Source organism: Caballeronia calidae, assembly GCF_900044055.2.
GTDB classification, from domain to species: Bacteria; Pseudomonadota; Gammaproteobacteria; order Burkholderiales; family Burkholderiaceae; genus Caballeronia; species Caballeronia calidae.
Window position 1 is genome coordinate 81,531 of the sequence record NZ_FCOX02000008.1, and the last position, 15,295, is coordinate 96,825.

General features: G+C 66.3%; 14 protein-coding genes. 4 read left to right on the forward strand and 10 right to left on the reverse strand.

Translation table 11 applies throughout. The annotated features are described in order from the left end of the window. Positions 1–2: 2 nt before the first annotated feature. Positions 3–395, reverse strand: a complete 393-nt coding sequence (locus AWB78_RS10580) for a RidA family protein (RefSeq protein WP_062604520.1) — start codon at positions 393–395, stop codon at positions 3–5. A 29-nt stretch (positions 396–424) separates the two neighbouring features. Next, a complete protein-coding gene (locus tag AWB78_RS10585; RefSeq protein WP_062604521.1) occupies positions 425–1,324 on the reverse strand; it encodes a LysR family transcriptional regulator in 900 nt (299 codons plus the stop codon). Positions 1,325–1,432: 108 nt separating this feature from the next. On the opposite strand from AWB78_RS10585, the gene AWB78_RS10590 reads away from it, so the two are divergent. Then, positions 1,433–2,332 (forward strand): NAD-dependent epimerase/dehydratase family protein, encoded by a 900-nt coding sequence (locus AWB78_RS10590; RefSeq protein ID WP_062604522.1) that lies wholly within the window; start codon positions 1,433–1,435, stop codon positions 2,330–2,332. Between the two features lie 57 nt (positions 2,333–2,389). Here AWB78_RS10590 and AWB78_RS10595 read toward each other — a convergent pair whose 3' ends face one another. The 3 genes from AWB78_RS10595 to AWB78_RS10605 all read right to left on the reverse strand — a co-directional run bounded on the left by AWB78_RS10595 (position 2,390) and on the right by AWB78_RS10605 (position 7,740). After that, on the reverse strand, positions 2,390–3,499 hold the full coding sequence (locus AWB78_RS10595; protein WP_062604523.1) for a malate/lactate/ureidoglycolate dehydrogenase: 1,110 nt from the start codon (positions 3,497–3,499) through the stop codon (positions 2,390–2,392). Positions 3,500–3,680: 181 nt separating this feature from the next. Further along, positions 3,681–5,150, reverse strand: a complete 1,470-nt coding sequence (locus AWB78_RS10600) for a M20 family metallopeptidase (protein WP_062604524.1) — start codon at positions 5,148–5,150, stop codon at positions 3,681–3,683. A 97-nt stretch (positions 5,151–5,247) separates the two neighbouring features. Further along, positions 5,248–7,740, reverse strand: a complete 2,493-nt coding sequence (locus AWB78_RS10605) for a penicillin acylase family protein (protein WP_062604525.1) — start codon at positions 7,738–7,740, stop codon at positions 5,248–5,250. Between the two features lie 160 nt (positions 7,741–7,900). Here AWB78_RS10605 and AWB78_RS10610 point away from each other — a divergent pair, with 160 nt between their 5' ends. Continuing rightward, positions 7,901–8,086 carry an oxidoreductase-like domain-containing protein gene (locus AWB78_RS10610; RefSeq protein ID WP_062604526.1) on the forward strand — a complete coding sequence of 62 codons (186 nt, stop codon included), beginning with the start codon at positions 7,901–7,903 and terminating at the stop codon, positions 8,084–8,086. Positions 8,087–8,179: 93 nt separating this feature from the next. Further along, positions 8,180–8,689, forward strand: a complete 510-nt coding sequence (locus AWB78_RS10615) for a DUF1993 domain-containing protein (protein WP_062604527.1) — start codon at positions 8,180–8,182, stop codon at positions 8,687–8,689. Here the strand turns inward: AWB78_RS10615 and AWB78_RS10620 are convergent. The 3 genes from AWB78_RS10620 to mprF all read right to left on the reverse strand — a co-directional run bounded on the left by AWB78_RS10620 (position 8,682) and on the right by mprF (position 13,023). Then, positions 8,682–9,065, reverse strand: coding sequence for a VOC family protein (locus tag AWB78_RS10620; RefSeq protein WP_062604528.1), 384 nt, complete (start codon positions 9,063–9,065; stop codon positions 8,682–8,684). The genes AWB78_RS10615 and AWB78_RS10620 overlap by 8 nt on opposite strands. Positions 9,066–9,136: 71 nt before the next feature. Beyond that, positions 9,137–10,432, reverse strand: a complete 1,296-nt coding sequence (locus AWB78_RS10625) for a virulence factor family protein (RefSeq protein WP_062604624.1) — start codon at positions 10,430–10,432, stop codon at positions 9,137–9,139. After that, positions 10,429–13,023, reverse strand: coding sequence for a bifunctional lysylphosphatidylglycerol flippase/synthetase MprF (gene mprF / locus AWB78_RS10630; RefSeq protein WP_096031771.1), 2,595 nt, complete (start codon positions 13,021–13,023; stop codon positions 10,429–10,431). Before mprF ends, AWB78_RS10625 begins: the two co-directional genes overlap by 4 nt. A gap of 400 nt (positions 13,024–13,423) precedes the next feature. Here mprF and AWB78_RS10635 point away from each other — a divergent pair, with 400 nt between their 5' ends. Beyond that, complete coding sequence (locus AWB78_RS10635) at positions 13,424–13,780, forward strand: hypothetical protein (RefSeq protein WP_062604530.1); 357 nt, start codon at positions 13,424–13,426, stop codon at positions 13,778–13,780. Positions 13,781–13,795: 15 nt separating this feature from the next. Here AWB78_RS10635 and AWB78_RS10640 read toward each other — a convergent pair whose 3' ends face one another. After that, complete coding sequence (locus AWB78_RS10640; RefSeq protein ID WP_062604531.1) at positions 13,796–14,314, reverse strand: hypothetical protein; 519 nt, start codon at positions 14,312–14,314, stop codon at positions 13,796–13,798. 164 nt (positions 14,315–14,478) lie between these two features. After that, positions 14,479–15,174: a response regulator transcription factor gene (locus AWB78_RS10645; RefSeq protein ID WP_062604532.1), complete on the reverse strand. Its 696-nt coding sequence runs from the start codon at positions 15,172–15,174 to the stop codon at positions 14,479–14,481. Between the last annotated feature and the right edge of the window lie 121 nt (positions 15,175–15,295).

Genomic DNA, 15,295 nt, shown 5'->3' on the forward strand with positions numbered 1-15,295 from the left:
CGCTACTTACGCTCGACCCACGCGCGCGCCGAGATTTCCAGCAAGTAGCCGTAATGCAGCGCGCCGACGGGCACCACGGCGCGCGCCGGCTTCCACTCGCCGAAGTGGCGCGCGTAGATCTCGTTGAACGCCTTCCAGTGCTCGACGCCGACGAGATACACCGTCACCTCGATGCAGTCCTCGAAGCTCGCGCCCGCCGCTTCGAGCACGGTGCGCAGATTGGAGAGCGTCTGCTCCGCCTGCGCTTCGAACGGCAGCTCGCCGGTATGCGTGCCGTCCGGGCGGATCGGCAACTGGCCGGACACGCAGACGAGATTGCCGGCGCGCGTCGCGTGGCTGTAGTGGCCCGCCGGAATCGGCAGGCCGGGCGCGTTGATGAGTTCGATCGGTGGCATGGTCGGATGAAGTTTGGGTAGGTGGAGAACTACGGCGCGAGCCGGCTCGCGAGAAAGTCGAGGAAAGCGCGCGAGCGGGCCGCCATCGACTCGCTCTGATAAAAGACCGCGTTGATCGGCTGGCGCACGTCTTCGAGGATATCGTCGAGGATCGTGCGCAAGCGGCCCGCGCGCACGTCCGCGGCGGTCATGAACTCGGCGAGGCACGCGATCCCGCCGCCGTCGAGCGCGAGCTGCCTGATCGTCTCGCCGCTCGATGCCGCAACCGCCGGGCGTATCGACACGAACGAAGCATTGCGGCCTTCGCGTGTGTCGGAGAGCGGCCAGTCGTTCAGGCTTTCCGGTGCGGTGAAGCCGATCAGACGCGCGCGCATCAGGTCTTCGATGTCGCGCGGCTCGCCGTGCTCCGCGAGATACGCCGGACTCGCCATCACCCGCAGACGGCTGCTGCCGAGCGCGCGAGCATGCAAGGTGGAATCCTGCAACGCGCCGATGCGAATCGCGATATCGACGCGCTGCTCCAGCAAATCCACGATGCGCTCGTTGCTCGTCAGCTCCAGCGTGATTTCCGGATACGACGCCGCGAACGCCTTCACGTGCGGCACGATGCAGTGAAGCACGAAGGGCGACGCCGCGTCCACGCGCAGCCTGCCTGCCGGCCGTTCGCGATGCCGCGCCATCGCTTCCTCGGCATCCTCCATGGCCGCGAGAATCGCCCGGGCGCGCGCAAGGAAGAGTTCGCCCTCGTCGGTCAGTTGCAGACGGCGGGTCGTGCGCCGCACGAGGGTCGCATCGAGCTTCTTTTCCAGACGCGTCAGCGTGCGGCTCACGCCCGAGACGGTCTGCTGGAGCGCTTCGGCCGCGGCTGTCATCGAGCCGCTGTCGATCACCGTGGCGAAGACGAGCAGTTCGTCCGTGTTGGTTTTCAAATTATTGACTCTGAGTCAAGGTTCATTTGAGACTACCACTGTTTTTGCGAAAGTCGAAGCAGACGATACTGTGTTCATCGAAGTTTGAACACTCAACGGAGCAGGAACATGAACATCTTCATCACGGGCGCGGGCGGCTTCATCGGCGGATCGATCGCGGCGGGGCTCGCGCGCGACGGCCATCGCGTGCGCGGACTCATCCGCCGCGCGGAGCAGGCCGACGCGCTGAAACGCCTGAACATCGAGCCGGTCATCGGCAGCCTGGACGACACGGCGCTTCTCGCCAGCGAAGCCCGCGAGGCCGACGCGGTCATCAACGCGGCGAGCAGCGATCATCGCGGCGCGGTCGAAGCGCTAATCGGCGCGCTCGAAGGCTCGAACAAGCCGTTCCTGCATACGAGCGGATCGAGCATCGTCGGCGATGCGTCGGGCGGCGAGGCATCGGACACGATCTACACCGAGGACGATTTGCCCGAGCCGACGCCCGACAAGGCGCCGCGCGTCGCCATCGACAATCTCATCCTCGGCGCGGCCAAGCGCGGCGTGCGCTCGGTGGTGCTCTGCAACACGCTGATCTACGGCCATGGCGCGATGCCGGATACGGCGAGCGTGCAGTTGCCGCGGCTGGAGCGCCAGGCGAAGAAGAGCGGCATCGTGCGCCATGTGGGACGCGGCTTGAATATCTGGTCGAACGTGCATATCGACGATGTCGTCGATGTCTACCGTCTTGCGCTGGAGAAGTCGCCTGCGGGCACGTTCTACTTCGTCGAAAGCGGCGAGGCGCAATTCCGCGACATGACCACGGCCATCGCGAAGGCGCTCGATCTGCGCGGACCGGAAGACTGGCCGCTCGAGGAAGCGATCAAGGAATGGGGTTACGAAATGGCGTCGTACGGTCTCGGCTCGAATAGCCGCGTGCGCAGCAAGCGCACGCGCGAAATCCTCGGCTGGCAGCCGAAGCGCACGTCGGTGATCGAGTGGATCGCGAAGGACCTCATCGCCCGATAAAAACGAAAACGCGGCAAACTGGCTTGACCAATTTGCCGCGTCCGCGCGTCCAAAAAATTACTTCAGCGCGCTCGCGAACTTCTCGATTTCCGCTGCCGGCATGCCCGACTTGACCGCCGAATCGCGAATCTGCTTCCACGTCGTCGGATCGATCGCGATGCCGTTCGCGGTGCGCTCCGCGCGGCGCGCCTCTTCCGGTTCGCCCGGCGCGTAGATCGCGTCGATGCCCTCGGCGCGCGGCGACGCCTTCATCCACTCGAGGAACGCTTCGGCTTCCGCTTGCGCGGCGGGCGCGTCGAACGCGTTCGGATCGACGATCACCGAGGTCATGCAGTTGATGATCGCGTTCGACTTCTCCAGCGTGTCCTCGTGCGTCGTATAGCCGCCCGAAAGCGCGCCGCCGAAAATCTCGCACAGCGCCGCGAGCCCCGAGCCCTTGTGCAGGCCGAACGCGGTCAGCGAGCCGAACGGCTCTTCGTGCATCACCTTCGGCTCGATCGTCGGCTTGCCTGCGTGATCGAGCAGCATGCCCGGCGCGACCTTCACGCCCTTGTTGTATGCGACGCGCGTCTTGCCGTACGCGATGCCGGCCGTCGCGAAGTCCAGCACGAGCGGCGTCTTGCCGTCGCGCGGATAGGCCGCGCAGAACGGGTTCGTGCCGAAGCGCCGGTCGATGCCGCCGAACGGCGCGACGAGCGGATCGCCCGCCACGTTCACGAAGTGGAACGACACGAGCCCCGCCTTCGCGCATTGCTCGGCCCAATGTCCGATCCGCCCGATGTGATGCGCGTTGCGCAGGCCCACCGCGCACACGCCGAGCTTCTTCGCGCGCTCGATGCCGTGCTCCATCGCCTCGTAAGCGACGACCTGGCCGAAGCCCTTGCGGCCGTCGACGGTCAGCACCGCGCCCGCGTCGCGCACGATGTCGGCGTGCGTGTTGAGCTTCAGCTGGCCTTCGCCGAGCGACGCGACGTAACGCGGGATCATGCCGACGCCGTGCGAGTCGTGGCCCGACAGATTCGACATCACGAGGTGATCCGCGACCAGCTCCGCCTCGCGCGACGCGCTGCCGGCATATTCCCAGATCGCGCGGACATAGGCGTGCAGCGTGTCGGCGGCGATGCGCTGTTCGTTGGCGGAATAGGTGGACGTGGGGGATGCGTTCATTGCGGCACTTGTCTCCGTAGTTGATGTCTTGCGCGTTCCCCTTTTTTGAGACGCGCGCGGGCCTATCACTTTACAGACGATCAACTGGCCTTACCAGTTTGTTTTTACAAAATCGCTGAAGACGGGCGAAAAAAAGCCCGGCCGAGCCGGGCTTGCTGGCAAACCGAAAGGTCCGTGCCGCTCAGGGCGCCGCCGCGATCACTTCCGCGACGGAGGCCGTCAGCTTCTTTGCATAGGGCACGTGCAGGAATTCGTTCGGACCGTGTGCGTTCGATTTCGGGCCGAGCACGCCGCAGACCATGAACTGCGAGCGCGGGAAGCCTTCCTTCAGCGTATTCATCAGCGGAATCGTGCCGCCCTGCCCGATGTAGGCAACATCCGCGCCGAAGTGACGCTTCGATGCCTCGTTCAGCGACGAACGCAGCCACGGCGCGAGATCCGGCGCATTCCATCCGGTGGCCGCGCCCGCTTCCGGCTTGAACGTGACCTTCGCGTTATACGGCGGCTCCGTTTCGAGCAGTCTTTGCAGTTGCAGCACCGCCTTCGCCGCGTCGACGAGCGGCGGCAGGCGCAGCGACAGCTTGAACGCCGTGCGCGGCGCGAGCACGTTGCCCGCATCCGCGAGCGGCGGCAGGCCGGACGCGCCCGTCACCGTCAGCGACGGACGCCAGGTCGAATTGAGCAGCGCTTCGCGCGGATCGGTCGTGGTGGGCAGGACGCTGCCGCCGTCCTGGCCGCAGCTCCACGGCAGCTTTTTCCAGACGTCGTCGCCGAGAATGCGCGCCGTCGCTTCGGCTTCGCGCCGGCGCAGCATCGGGATCTGACAGTGAAAGCCTTCCGGCAGCAGATTGCCGGTGCCGGAATCTTCGAGGCGCTCGAACAGCTGCCGCATGATGCGGAACGCCGACGGCGCGATGCCGCCGTAGCCGCCCGAGTGAATGCCCTCGTCGAGCACCTGCACTTCGAGATCGCCGGCGACGAGACCGCGCAGCGACGTCGTGAGCCAGAGCTGATCGTAGTTGCCCGCTCCGGAGTCGAGGCAGATCACGAGGCCGACGTCGCCGAGGCGGCTGCGCAGCGCGTCGATGTACGGCAAAAGGTCGTAGCTGCCCGATTCCTCGCACGTCTCGATGATGCCGACGCAGCGCGGCCGCTCGACGCCCTGCGCGTCCAGCGCCGCGAGCGCGGTGATGCTGGCGTAGGTGGCATAGCCGTCGTCGGCGCCGCCGCGGCCATAGAGCTTGCCGTCCTCGAGCTTCGGCGTCCATGGGCCGAGATCGCTGCGCCAGCCTTCGAACTCCGGCTGCTTGTCGAGATGGCCGTACAGCACGACCGTTTCCGTGCTGCCGGAGCGCGTGGCGGGCGCTTCGAAGAAGATCACCGGCGTGCGCTCGGGCAAGCGCACGATTTCGACCTTCAGACCTTTGACCGGCTGCGTTTTGATCCAGTCGACCGCATCCGTGACCACGCGCTCGATGAAGCCGTGGCGGGCCCAGTCGCGGTCGAACATCGGGCTCTTCGCCGGCACCGCGATGTAGTCGGTCAGTGCGGGCACGATCTCGTCGTTCCATTTGCGATCCACGAAATCCCGCAGCGCGGCGGAATCGAGGCGTACCGCTTCGCCGTGTTGCGTGCTGTCGCCGATAGTCATGACCGTAGTTCCATTCGAGCAAACTCAAATCATAGACGGGATTTGCCTTCGGCTCGACCGGCCGCGCGGCGCGTCTGCCCCTTTTGCGTGAATTTTTTCAACGCGCGGGCGCGGTCGAGCCGCCTTCGCGCGCGCCGGACACGACGACACGCGTCACCACCGGGTCCGCATCGATCGCCTGCTCGGTGAACGGAAAGCGCGACCAGCGTTTCGCCGCGAACGCGCGCGTCGCGTCGCCGGAGTGCGGCGAAGCCGGATCGTCCGATTCGGAATGCGACAGCATCGTGTCCGCTTCCACGCCGTTCGCGCCGAACGTGACGACCTGCACGTAGCTGTCGCCCTGGCCGCTCGCGTCCATCGGATAGCCCTTCGCATCGAGCGGACGCCGCGCGCACACGATCGTGAAATAGCCCGCTTCGTCGCAGCCCCCGTAGAGCGGCACGCGCGCGCCGCGGCGCTCCGTGTAAAGAATGTCGCCGCGCCGCGAATCGAGCGCGAAGCCGTTCAACGTCAGCGCGAGCGCCGCGCCGCCGAGCGCCTGGCGCAAATCCTGTAGCACGGACGGATTGCCGACATTGAAACCGCCCGGCGTCGAGAGCGGCTTGGACGGATCGAAGCCGGACTCGTACAGCCGCTCGGGCGCGATGCGCGTCACACGCAGCCAGAACTCGTCCCACAGGTTCGCACCGCGCGCGTCGATATCCGCCGTGCCGTTCCAGCGGCGCAAGACTTCGCACGGCTCGTGCAGCGGACCGACCGCCTCGTTGACCGTGCAGACGGCGTCGAGCAGCGGCTGGCGAAAGAGCCGCTCGGACATCGAGTGGGTCTCCAGCACGGTCGATTCGAGCGCCTCGCGCGTCACGCCGCCGCGCTCGCGCTGCAGGCGCGCGGCGAGCAGATGGCCGTAGCGCGTGCGCAGCGACTGCTCGACGCGCGTCGCGCCCGTAATGCGCGGGTAGCCCGACAGCGGCGCATTCGCATTCGTGAGCCAGTAGCTGTCGTTGAAGTTGCCGACATAATCGCCGCGCACGATGTTCGGCAGCTGCTCGACGGGCAGCGCGCCCGGCTGCGCGCTCGCCGGATCGACGCGCCACGCGCACGCGCTCTTCGAGCCGTCGAGGAACGGCACGCCCGGCACGCGGCCGGCGAACGCGCGGCCCGGCGGCGTCGTGCACGACTCCGCGAGCGCGTCGGGCACATTGGGAATCGGGCCGATGTCGGCGAACCAGACGCGCTCGTCGCCGCGTCCGATCGCGAAGGTGTTCGCCCACGGCGTCGCGGCGTAGCGTTTCTGGATCGCCATGAAATCGACGAGCGAGTGCGCCTGGTTCCACGCGAATATGTTCTGGAACGCGCGCGTGTTGTCGACGTTCACGTCGGCGAGCGCATAGGCGCGCTGCGCGCTCCAGCCGAGGCCTTGCGCCATGGCGGACAGATCGACGACCGGCCCGAAGCGCGTCCGATACAGCGTGCGCGACACGGATTCGTACGAGCCGTCGGCGCGGCGCGAGCGCACGGTGAGCGCGACGGGCGTCATCGCTTCGCCCTGACCGTCGACGAGATAACGCGTCGGATCGGCGGGATCGAGCGTCAATTGGAAGATGCCGAAGCGCCGCGCGCTCGACACCGTATGCGTCCACGCGATGTTCTCGTTGAAGCCGAGCACGATCAGCGGCATGCCCAGAAACGACACGCCTGCGACGTTCAACTGGCCGGGAATCGTCAGTTGCGCCTGATAGAAACGGTCGGGGCCGCGCCAGAACCAGTGCGGATTGCCGAAGAGAATGCTGCGCTTGTCACGCGTGATCGGCGCGCCGAACGCGAGCGCATTGCTGCCGATGCCGGGATGCTCGCCGATCGGATAACGCAACGCATCGAGCGCGGTTTGCGATGCTTCAGGTGCCGCGGGCGAATCGCCGCCGCGCGGTGCGGCTGCGCCCGGCTTCGGCGGATGCGCCGTCGCGATCGGCGTGACGAAGCGCGCCGAGCCGCCCGCGAGATTGGCCGCGATGAGCCGCAGATAGATGTCGTCGGCGCCGATCTTGCCGACCCACGGCTGGCCCCGGCACGCCGCATGCGCGTTCGGAGCCTTGCCCGCGTTGAGATCGTCGAGATAGCGGTTGTAGCCGCTCGCGAAGCCGTCGATCAGACTGCGCACCTCGGCCGGCTGCGCGGCACGGTATCGCTCGATCGCCGCCGGGTCGCCGACGAGACGGAAAAAGAAATCGGCGTCGATGTTGCGCGGCTGGCCGAAAGTCGCGGCCGAGGGCGGGCGCGCGTCCGGCCCGAAATACGCCGAGCGCTCGCCGCGATACGTGATGAAGCCGTCGGCGAGCGTGCACAGGTTGTCCTGCGCCTGCGCGTAGCCGAAACCAAAGCCGAGGCTGCCCCAGTCGGCCGCGCGGATATGCGGAATGCCGTCTTGCGTGCGGCGGATTTCGGCGCTCCAGGCACTCGCAGCGCGCTGAGTGGCCTGATCGCCCTGGCCCGTCTGGCCGGAACCGCCCGGCGTTTCCGGCGGCACGGCGCAGCCGGCCAGCACGGCGCTCGCGAGCGCGCCGGAGATCGCGAGCTTGACGATCTGATTCATCGCGGGAATTCCTCGGTCCGATCGACGTGATGACGGGCGGGATCGCCGCCCCGGCGCAGTATCGCATCGGGCGCGGTGTCATCCGCAGCCAAAGTCTAGCCGCTCGCGCCCGTCCGGCGAAGCCGATGCACAATGAACCGATCACGCCCTTCCCTTTCCGATGACCGACAACGACGCCCCCGCCGACGATCCGCGCCCGACGCCGCCCGAGCGTCCGTTGCCGGAGGATTGCTGTCAGAGCGGCTGCAATCCGTGCGTCTACGATCTTTATGAGGAAGCGCTCGAGCGCTATGAGGCGGAGTTGCGCGCCTGGGAAGCGCGGCATGCGGCGCCGTCCGGCTCTTGAAACGGACCGGCCGAATCGAGCAGGCAAATCGGCCCGGCGCTATGCTTGTGTCCCCTGTCGCTGTCGAAACGAAAACTCAAGGAGCGCAATCCCATGTCTCTCACGATGTATCGCGCGTCGATTCCCGTTTTCATCCGCGGACTCGAAGTGTGCGCGGATCTGCTTAAAAAGGGCGCCGCCTTCGCCGACGAAAAAGGCCTCGCCCACGCCGATGTGATCAACGCTCGCCTCGCGCCCGACATGCTGCCGCTCGCCGCGCAGATCCAGCGCGCGAGCGACACCGCGAAGCTCTCGGCGGCGCGGCTTTCGGGCGTCGAGGCGCCGCGCTTCGAGGACGACGAGGACAGCTTTCCGGCGCTGCAGGCGCGCATCGAGAAGACGATCGCGTTCCTGAAGAGCATCGACAAGTCGGCGCTCGCCGGCTGCGAAACGCGCACCGTCACGCTGAAGTTTCCGGACTTCTCGCCTTCGTTTTCGGGCGACGATTATCTGTTCGGATTCGGATTGCCGAACTTCTATTTCCACGTCGTGACGACGCACGACATCCTGCGCCATCTCGGCGCGCCGATCGGCAAGCGGGACTATCTCGGCCCGCTCAAATGAATTCGGAAATCTCGATCAGGTTGTAGTCCGGGTCGCGCACGTAGACGGAGCGAAGTTTGCGCGTCGCGCCCGTGCGTTCGACCGGGCCTTCGATGACCGGCACGTTCATCCGCGCGAGCCGCTCGATCACCTGGTCGAGCGGCACCGCGGCGATGAAGCACAGGTCGAGCGCGCCCGGCACCGGCAGATGCGCCTTCGGCTCGAACTCCGAGCCGCGCACATGCAGGTTGATCTTCTGATTGCCGAAGCGAAACGCCATGCGGCCGTTGCCGAAGGTTTCGAGCTTCATTTGCAGGACGTCGACGTAGAAGCGCTGAGTCGCCTCGACGTCGACGCAGGTGAGCACCACGTGGTCGAGATGGTCGATCAGGGACATGCCGGACTCCGTTGGGCGAGTGCGCACATGGTACAGCGGATGTTCAAGCCGGCATGTGGCGCTCGGTCTCCTTAACCCTGCCGCGCCGCGATCTGCTTCCTCCAACCCGCCAGAATGCGGCGCGCGAGCGCATCGTAATCGCCGCCGAAGTGATGATCGCCGGGCAGCTTCACCACTTCGATCCCCGTCTTCGTAAGCTGCGGACACAACGTGTCCTCCTCCTTCTCGCCGTAGATGCATTGCACCATCGCCGGCGGCAGCTTGTTGAGTTCCGGCCGCACCTTCAGCGCCTTGTCGCTCGCCGGCATGCCGAGCCAGCCCGTCACCCGGATCTGGAAATCCGCCGCGGGCGAGAAGCCCATCAGCGAAATATACGAAACCTGCTCGCGCACCGCGTCCGGCAGACGGTTGTAGGCGAACGGCATCACGTCCGCGCCGAACGAATAGCCGACGAGCGCCACATGGCTCGTATGCCATCGCGCGTTGTACGTGCGGATCACGCGCGCGAGATCGTTGGCCGTCTGCTGCGGCGTTTTCTCGCTCCAGAAGTAACGCAGCGAGTCGATGCCGATCACCGACACGCCGTCTTTCTGCAGTGCGAGCGCCATCGTCTTGTCGAGATCGCGCCAGCCGCCGTCGCCGGAAATGACGATCGCGAGCAGATCGGTCGGCTGCGCGGCGCGCAGTTCGATCAGCGGCAGATCGGAGACATCGTTCTCCGTCGCGGGCTCGGCCTTCTTCAGATGCGGCGCCGTCATCGCGACGAGCGCATCGGCCTTCGAGCGGTTCGGCTCAAGCACTGCGGTGTATTCGAAGAAGCCCGGCAAACCCTTCGCGTGGATGATGGTCGAATCCGGCGCGCACGGATCGAAACGCGCGTCGAGCATGGGATCCGCCGCGAGCGACACCGCGCCCGCGACCGTGTTGTCCGGCGCCTGTTTCAGTGCGCTTTCCGCGAGAATCGCGCCCTGCCCCGTGCCGACGAGAATCGGCGCGTGATAGTGATTCGTCTGCACCGTGCGTTCGAGCTGATGGCTCATGTTCTCCGCATCGCCGACGAGGTTGTGGCAGGACTTCTCGGTCTTGTCGGCCTTGAGCTGCGCCGCGTACTTCATCGTGTCGACGCCGATGACCATCGCGCCCTTCGCGGCGAGCGCGTCGGCGGCCTGCTGATCGGCCGGCGTCCAGCCGCTCTTCTCGGAAAACAGCACGACGAAACCGGTCATGGGGCCGGCGGGCTTCACGAGCGTGACCTGGCCGTAACGGCCGCCGGGAATCGTCTCGGCGCCGTGCGCCATGCCGAGCAGGGAGAGACCGCACACGGCGGCCACGAGCCGGGCCGCCGCTTTCTTGCAAAGGAATTTCATGAACGCCAACCGCCCGCGAGGAGCGAAAGATCCGCCAAAGTGAAAAATACGCCGACCGAACCGGACGCCGCCAGATAACGCGGCTCCCAGCGCGGCTGGAACTTGCTTTTGAATCCGCGCAATCCGCGGAAGTTGTAGAAACGGCCGCCGAAGCGCCACACCAGCCCGGCGAGACGATGCCAGTGCGATGCGAGCGGCGTCGGTTCCATCCCCGACAGCGGCGCGATGCCGAGCGACAGCGACTTGAACCCCGCTTCCTTGAGATGCAGCGCGAGCTTCGTGAACAGGTATTCCATCGCGTACGGCGACGCTTGCGCGACATGGCGCATCACGCCGACGGTCGCCTCGGTGTTCATGTCCGTCGTCATGAAGGTGACGAACGCGACCGGCTCGCCCTGCTGACGCACGAGCAGCACCGATTGCGCCGCGAGATATTCCTCGTTGAACGCCGCGACCGAGAAGCTCTTTTCGCGCGCGGAGCGGCTTTCGAGCCAGTCGTCGGAAATTTTGCGCAGCGTCGGCATGCTGTCGGCGATGCGCTGCGGTCCGATCACTTCGGTATCGAAGCCGTCGCGTTCGCCGCGCTTCAGCGCATAGCGCAGATGCGAGCGGTGCGAGCCCTTCAGATCGAATTCGGACAGCGCGACGTGCGCTTCCTCGCCGAGCTTCATCAGCGTGAGACCGGCGTCGAGGTAGAGCGGCAGCGCATCGGCGCGCACCTGATAGAACGCCGCGCGGCCGTTGTGCGCGTGCGCGAGCTCGACGAACTTGCGGATCAGCTCGGCCCATTCGCAGCGCGGACCGACCGGATCGTGCAGCGCAGCCCATGTGCGGCCATGCTTCGCGTACATCAGGAAAGCTTCGCGCGATTCGGAGAAGAGAAAGCTCTTGTCGCCCATCATTGCGAGGCCGGCGTCGCTGCGCTCCTGCGCGCGGAAAATGCGCGCGGCATCCGCGAGATCCTGCGGCGCGGGCTTCACGAAGCGGCCCGCCGCCGGGCGCAGCAGTTGCCAGAGCGCGAACGCCAGTGCGACCACCGCCGCCGCGAGCGTCGCGCGCAATGCCCGCGGAGCACGCTCGTCGAAGGCGAACTGCCACCAGAGATCGCCGCTGTACGGCACGTCGCGGAAGGCGAAGAACATGATCCAGACGGCGAGCGCCATCACGACGCCGATCGAGATCAGCCACGTCGCGGTGAAGCGCTCGGCGAACAGCGACGAGCGGCGGTTGAAGCGCTCGCGCGTCAGGACGAGCAACACGATGAGAAAGGCCAGCACGCCCACTTCGACGAACGCGAGCCCCTTCGCGAGCGACAGCGCGAGGTTCGCCACGGCGAGAATCAGCGCGAGCCACCAGGCGGCATCGAGCCGGCGCATCAGGCCGCGCGCGACGAAGAGCAGCAGCACGCCGAGCACGGAGCCGAGCAGTTGCGAGCTCTCCAGCACCCACAGCGGCACGATGGTCTGCAACACCGCGATGCGCATCTTGAACGCGGGCGTCGCGCCCGAGATGACGAGCATCGAGCCCGCCGCGAACGTGATGATCGAAAGGAAAAGCGGCGCGAGCTGCGACATGTGACGCGGCTTCAGAAAGCCGAAGCGCCCTTTCAGCGCGCGGCCTTCGAACGCCGCCATCACGCCGGCGGAGAGGATCAGCGGCAGGCCGAAGTAGATCGCGCGATATGCGAGCAGCGCGGCCAGCACGTCCGGCGTCCGGGCACTGCCGCCGAGCGCGAAGACCATCGCCGCCTCGAACACGCCGACGCCGCCCGGCGTATGGCCGATCATCCCGAGCAGCATCGCCGCGGAGAACACCGTCATGAATTCGCCGAAGCCGACTTGCGGGCTCGGCAGGAGCGCCCAGAGCGCGAGCCCGGCGCCGAAGACGTCGACGACCGCCAGCGCGGCCTGCGCGACGAAATCGCGCCGCGCGGGCACGGTGAACGCGAGCCACTTCCAGCGCGAACGCAGCGTGCGCGGCTCGCGGCCGCAGAGCAGGACCATCGCGGCGAACACGGCGAGGAGCGCCGCGCCGGTCACGCGCAGCGCGGCCGGCGGCAGATGCATCATGCCGGAGAGCATGCCTGCGCCGAACAGCATGCCGGCCGCGGCCATGAACGCGAGGGACAGCGCGAGTGTCACGCTGGTGAAGATCGTCAGGCGGCCGACCTGCGCCGGCGTGACCTCGGCCGCGCCGTACACGCGGCAACGCACCGCGCCGCCCGTCAGCGCGCCGAAGCCCGTCACGTTGCCGAGCGCCGACCCGACCGTCGCGCCGACCCACAGCAGCGAGCGCGGCACGGCCACGCCGATGTGACGCAGCCCGACCGCATCGCGCCCGACGAGCGCCGCGAACGACAGCGCGGTCGCGAACAGCGCCGCGAGCCAGGCTTGCGGCGTCATCATGCGCAGCGAGTGGATGACCGATTTGTAATCGACCGAGCGCGACAGATGCTGGAAGACCACGAGCAGCAGCACGCAGATGACGACCGTGAGCACGGGCGCGGCGAGCCGCTGAAGATCAGAGCCGCCGGACGGGCGTCCGGAAGCGGAAATGGCGCGAAGCCGGGCGAGCAACTTTGTGCGAGACATGCGTTCTATCAAACTGGCTCACGCTGCGTATCGGCCGCGAACGGTCGAAGGCAACGTACATCACGGTTATCGGGGACCCGCGCACGACACGCGGTCGGAGAGCGCCACTTCGGCTCCCGCCGCCCGCGCTCGCGCCATACAAAAGGCTTCAAAGCATGAAACGCCTATATAACGGCGAAGGTTGACCCGACTTGACTAATATTGGGAAAACTACGGATCGAAAGCCTGTATTAGTATCTGGCGCCGCTCGCCGGGCACCGCGGAACGTGCGAACGACCGGTCGCGATATTCTTACGGTTTGTCAGAGAAACGGGCTGATTCGGTGGGCGAAAACGCTGCGGGCAGACATTGATACGGGGCAGTAGCTTAAGCGGGTCCTATAAAAAGAGGCATCGGAACCATGAGAAAAATCATCGTAGTCTTGTGCGCTGCAATCGGCGCGTCCGCCTTGAGCGCCTGCGTCTCCACGGACGACGCCCTGCTCAAGACCGTGCCGATCGGGTCGGGCACGTCGCGGTCCAAGCCGTACGATTTCATCCGCTGCGTGAAGGAGAAATGGACGCCGATCGCCGGGCGCGTGCGCGAATACTCGCCGAGCGCCGATACGCAGGCGGTTTCGGTGCCGAGCGGCGGTTACACGAGCCAGTCGGTGGTGCTGGTGATCGCGCAGGCGTCGGCCAACGGAACCGGCTACACGATCTACGGCGATGTTGCAGTCGGAATCCGCTACGTCACCGCCACGCACGCCTGCGACTGACGACGCTTCCCGGATTCAGGAAGGCTTGCCGTTCTTCATGTCGACGCCGGCCAGATGCGTCCCGACGACGCGTCCGATCAGATAGCCGTCCGACGCACACGCGTTGACGCGCTCCTTGCCGTTCCACTGGATCTTGTATTGGTCGTCCTGGGAACGGACCGCGGACGCGTCGAACTTGCGCCTGGGCTTGCCGCCGCTGCGCACATCCTCGCCGACCAGGCGGTTCCACGTCAGCGCGTAGCCGTAGCGCACGCCGTCCGCGAAGGCGTCGTTGTCGCAGACCTGCGACGGCGGCGTCGTCTTGACCATCAGGTGGTAGCCGTTCGCGGTGCCGACCATGATGCGCTGCTCGCCCGGCGGCGTCGGTGGCGCGGGCGGTCTGGCCGCCTGCGCGGCCTGTGCCGCCGATGCGGCGGAAGCCGCCGCCGCCGCGTCCGCGTCGCTCTGCTGCGGAAGGGGCGCGCATGCGCCCAGAATCAGGGCCGCCGACACCGTCAATGCCGCGCGGGCACCTTGCATTTTTATGAACGTCATCCTGCGAATCACCTACGCCGACCCCATCTCAAAATTAGTCCGGGCTCTACCTTACCATCCCGCCGCGCATTCCTCGGATCGATGAGAAAAACGCCGCGCACATGCGACGACGCGGACGCCCTTCCGGTGCGCCCGCGTCGAGGAAAAGGGAGCTGATCCGGCGCTCAGGCCGCCGACGAGGTGTTGCTCATCGGCATTTCGATCCCGCGCCGCGCCATTTCGACGATCAGAAAGGTGCGCCGCGTGACGTGAAAGCGCGCGAGCAGATCGCTCGAATATTCCTTGGCGGTGTTTTCGCTGATGTTCATCTTGCGCGCGATCGCCTTGTTCGAGAGTCCCTGCAGCAGATAGCGCAGCGTCTCGGTGAGGCGCGGCGGCAGATCGAGCGATTCGACCGTCACGGCCGCATGCGGCGAGACCGGCTTCGGACTGTGGCCGCCCTTGCCGAGCACCGTGTTCGGCAGGTAGACGCGGCCATTGAGGATCGTCTTCAGCGCCTCGCGGAAGACGCCCGCGCCCTGCTCGCTGCCTTTGGAGATGAATCCGCACGCGCCGTTCTTGATGCACTCGAGCACGGTGTCGCGGTCATCCTGCGCCGACAGCATGATCGTCTGAACCTCGCGCTCTTCCTCGCGGATCCAGTTGAGCAGATCCATGCCGGTGGCGTGGCCGCGCAAATGGTAGTCGAGGAACATCAGATCGTAGTTGTTGGCGGAAAGCTTGGCTTTCGCCTGCTCGAATCCATCGGCTTCGTCGATTTCGAGCAGGGGCTCGTTCGCCAGGATGAGGCTTTTCATGGCGCTCCGGGTGAGCCCTTCGTCCTCTACCAGCAACACTGTTTTGAAATAGCCATTTTCCATTGCGACGCTCCGAGAACGGTTCAGATATTACGCGCGCCCCGGGTGACTTCCACCCCTCTTTCGCAGGGATAGGTTCGGCAGTCTCCCGGAAATTCCCGGCTTCCCCTCCCGTGCCGGGTTT

Excerpts from the sequence above, each read along its gene's own strand:
- AWB78_RS10615 (WP_062604527.1), top strand. The coding sequence starts at position 8,180 with ATGTCTCTCACGATGTATCGCGCGTCGATTCCCGTTTTCATCCGCGGA.
- AWB78_RS10645 (WP_062604532.1), bottom strand. The coding sequence starts at position 15,174 with ATGGAAAATGGCTATTTCAAAACAGTGTTGCTGGTAGAGGACGAAGGG.
- AWB78_RS10600 (WP_062604524.1), bottom strand. The coding sequence starts at position 5,150 with ATGACTATCGGCGACAGCACGCAACACGGCGAAGCGGTACGCCTCGAT.
- AWB78_RS10640 (WP_062604531.1), bottom strand. The coding sequence starts at position 14,314 with ATGACGTTCATAAAAATGCAAGGTGCCCGCGCGGCATTGACGGTGTCG.
- AWB78_RS10590 (WP_062604522.1), top strand. The coding sequence starts at position 1,433 with ATGAACATCTTCATCACGGGCGCGGGCGGCTTCATCGGCGGATCGATC.
- mprF (WP_096031771.1), bottom strand. The coding sequence starts at position 13,023 with ATGTCTCGCACAAAGTTGCTCGCCCGGCTTCGCGCCATTTCCGCTTCC.
- AWB78_RS10610 (WP_062604526.1), top strand. The coding sequence starts at position 7,901 with ATGACCGACAACGACGCCCCCGCCGACGATCCGCGCCCGACGCCGCCC.
- AWB78_RS10595 (WP_062604523.1), bottom strand. The coding sequence starts at position 3,499 with ATGAACGCATCCCCCACGTCCACCTATTCCGCCAACGAACAGCGCATC.
- AWB78_RS10625 (WP_062604624.1), bottom strand. The coding sequence starts at position 10,432 with ATGAAATTCCTTTGCAAGAAAGCGGCGGCCCGGCTCGTGGCCGCCGTG.
- AWB78_RS10635 (WP_062604530.1), top strand. The coding sequence starts at position 13,424 with ATGAGAAAAATCATCGTAGTCTTGTGCGCTGCAATCGGCGCGTCCGCC.
- AWB78_RS10620 (WP_062604528.1), bottom strand. The coding sequence starts at position 9,065 with ATGTCCCTGATCGACCATCTCGACCACGTGGTGCTCACCTGCGTCGAC.
- AWB78_RS10605 (WP_062604525.1), bottom strand. The coding sequence starts at position 7,740 with ATGAATCAGATCGTCAAGCTCGCGATCTCCGGCGCGCTCGCGAGCGCC.
- AWB78_RS10580 (WP_062604520.1), bottom strand. The coding sequence starts at position 395 with ATGCCACCGATCGAACTCATCAACGCGCCCGGCCTGCCGATTCCGGCG.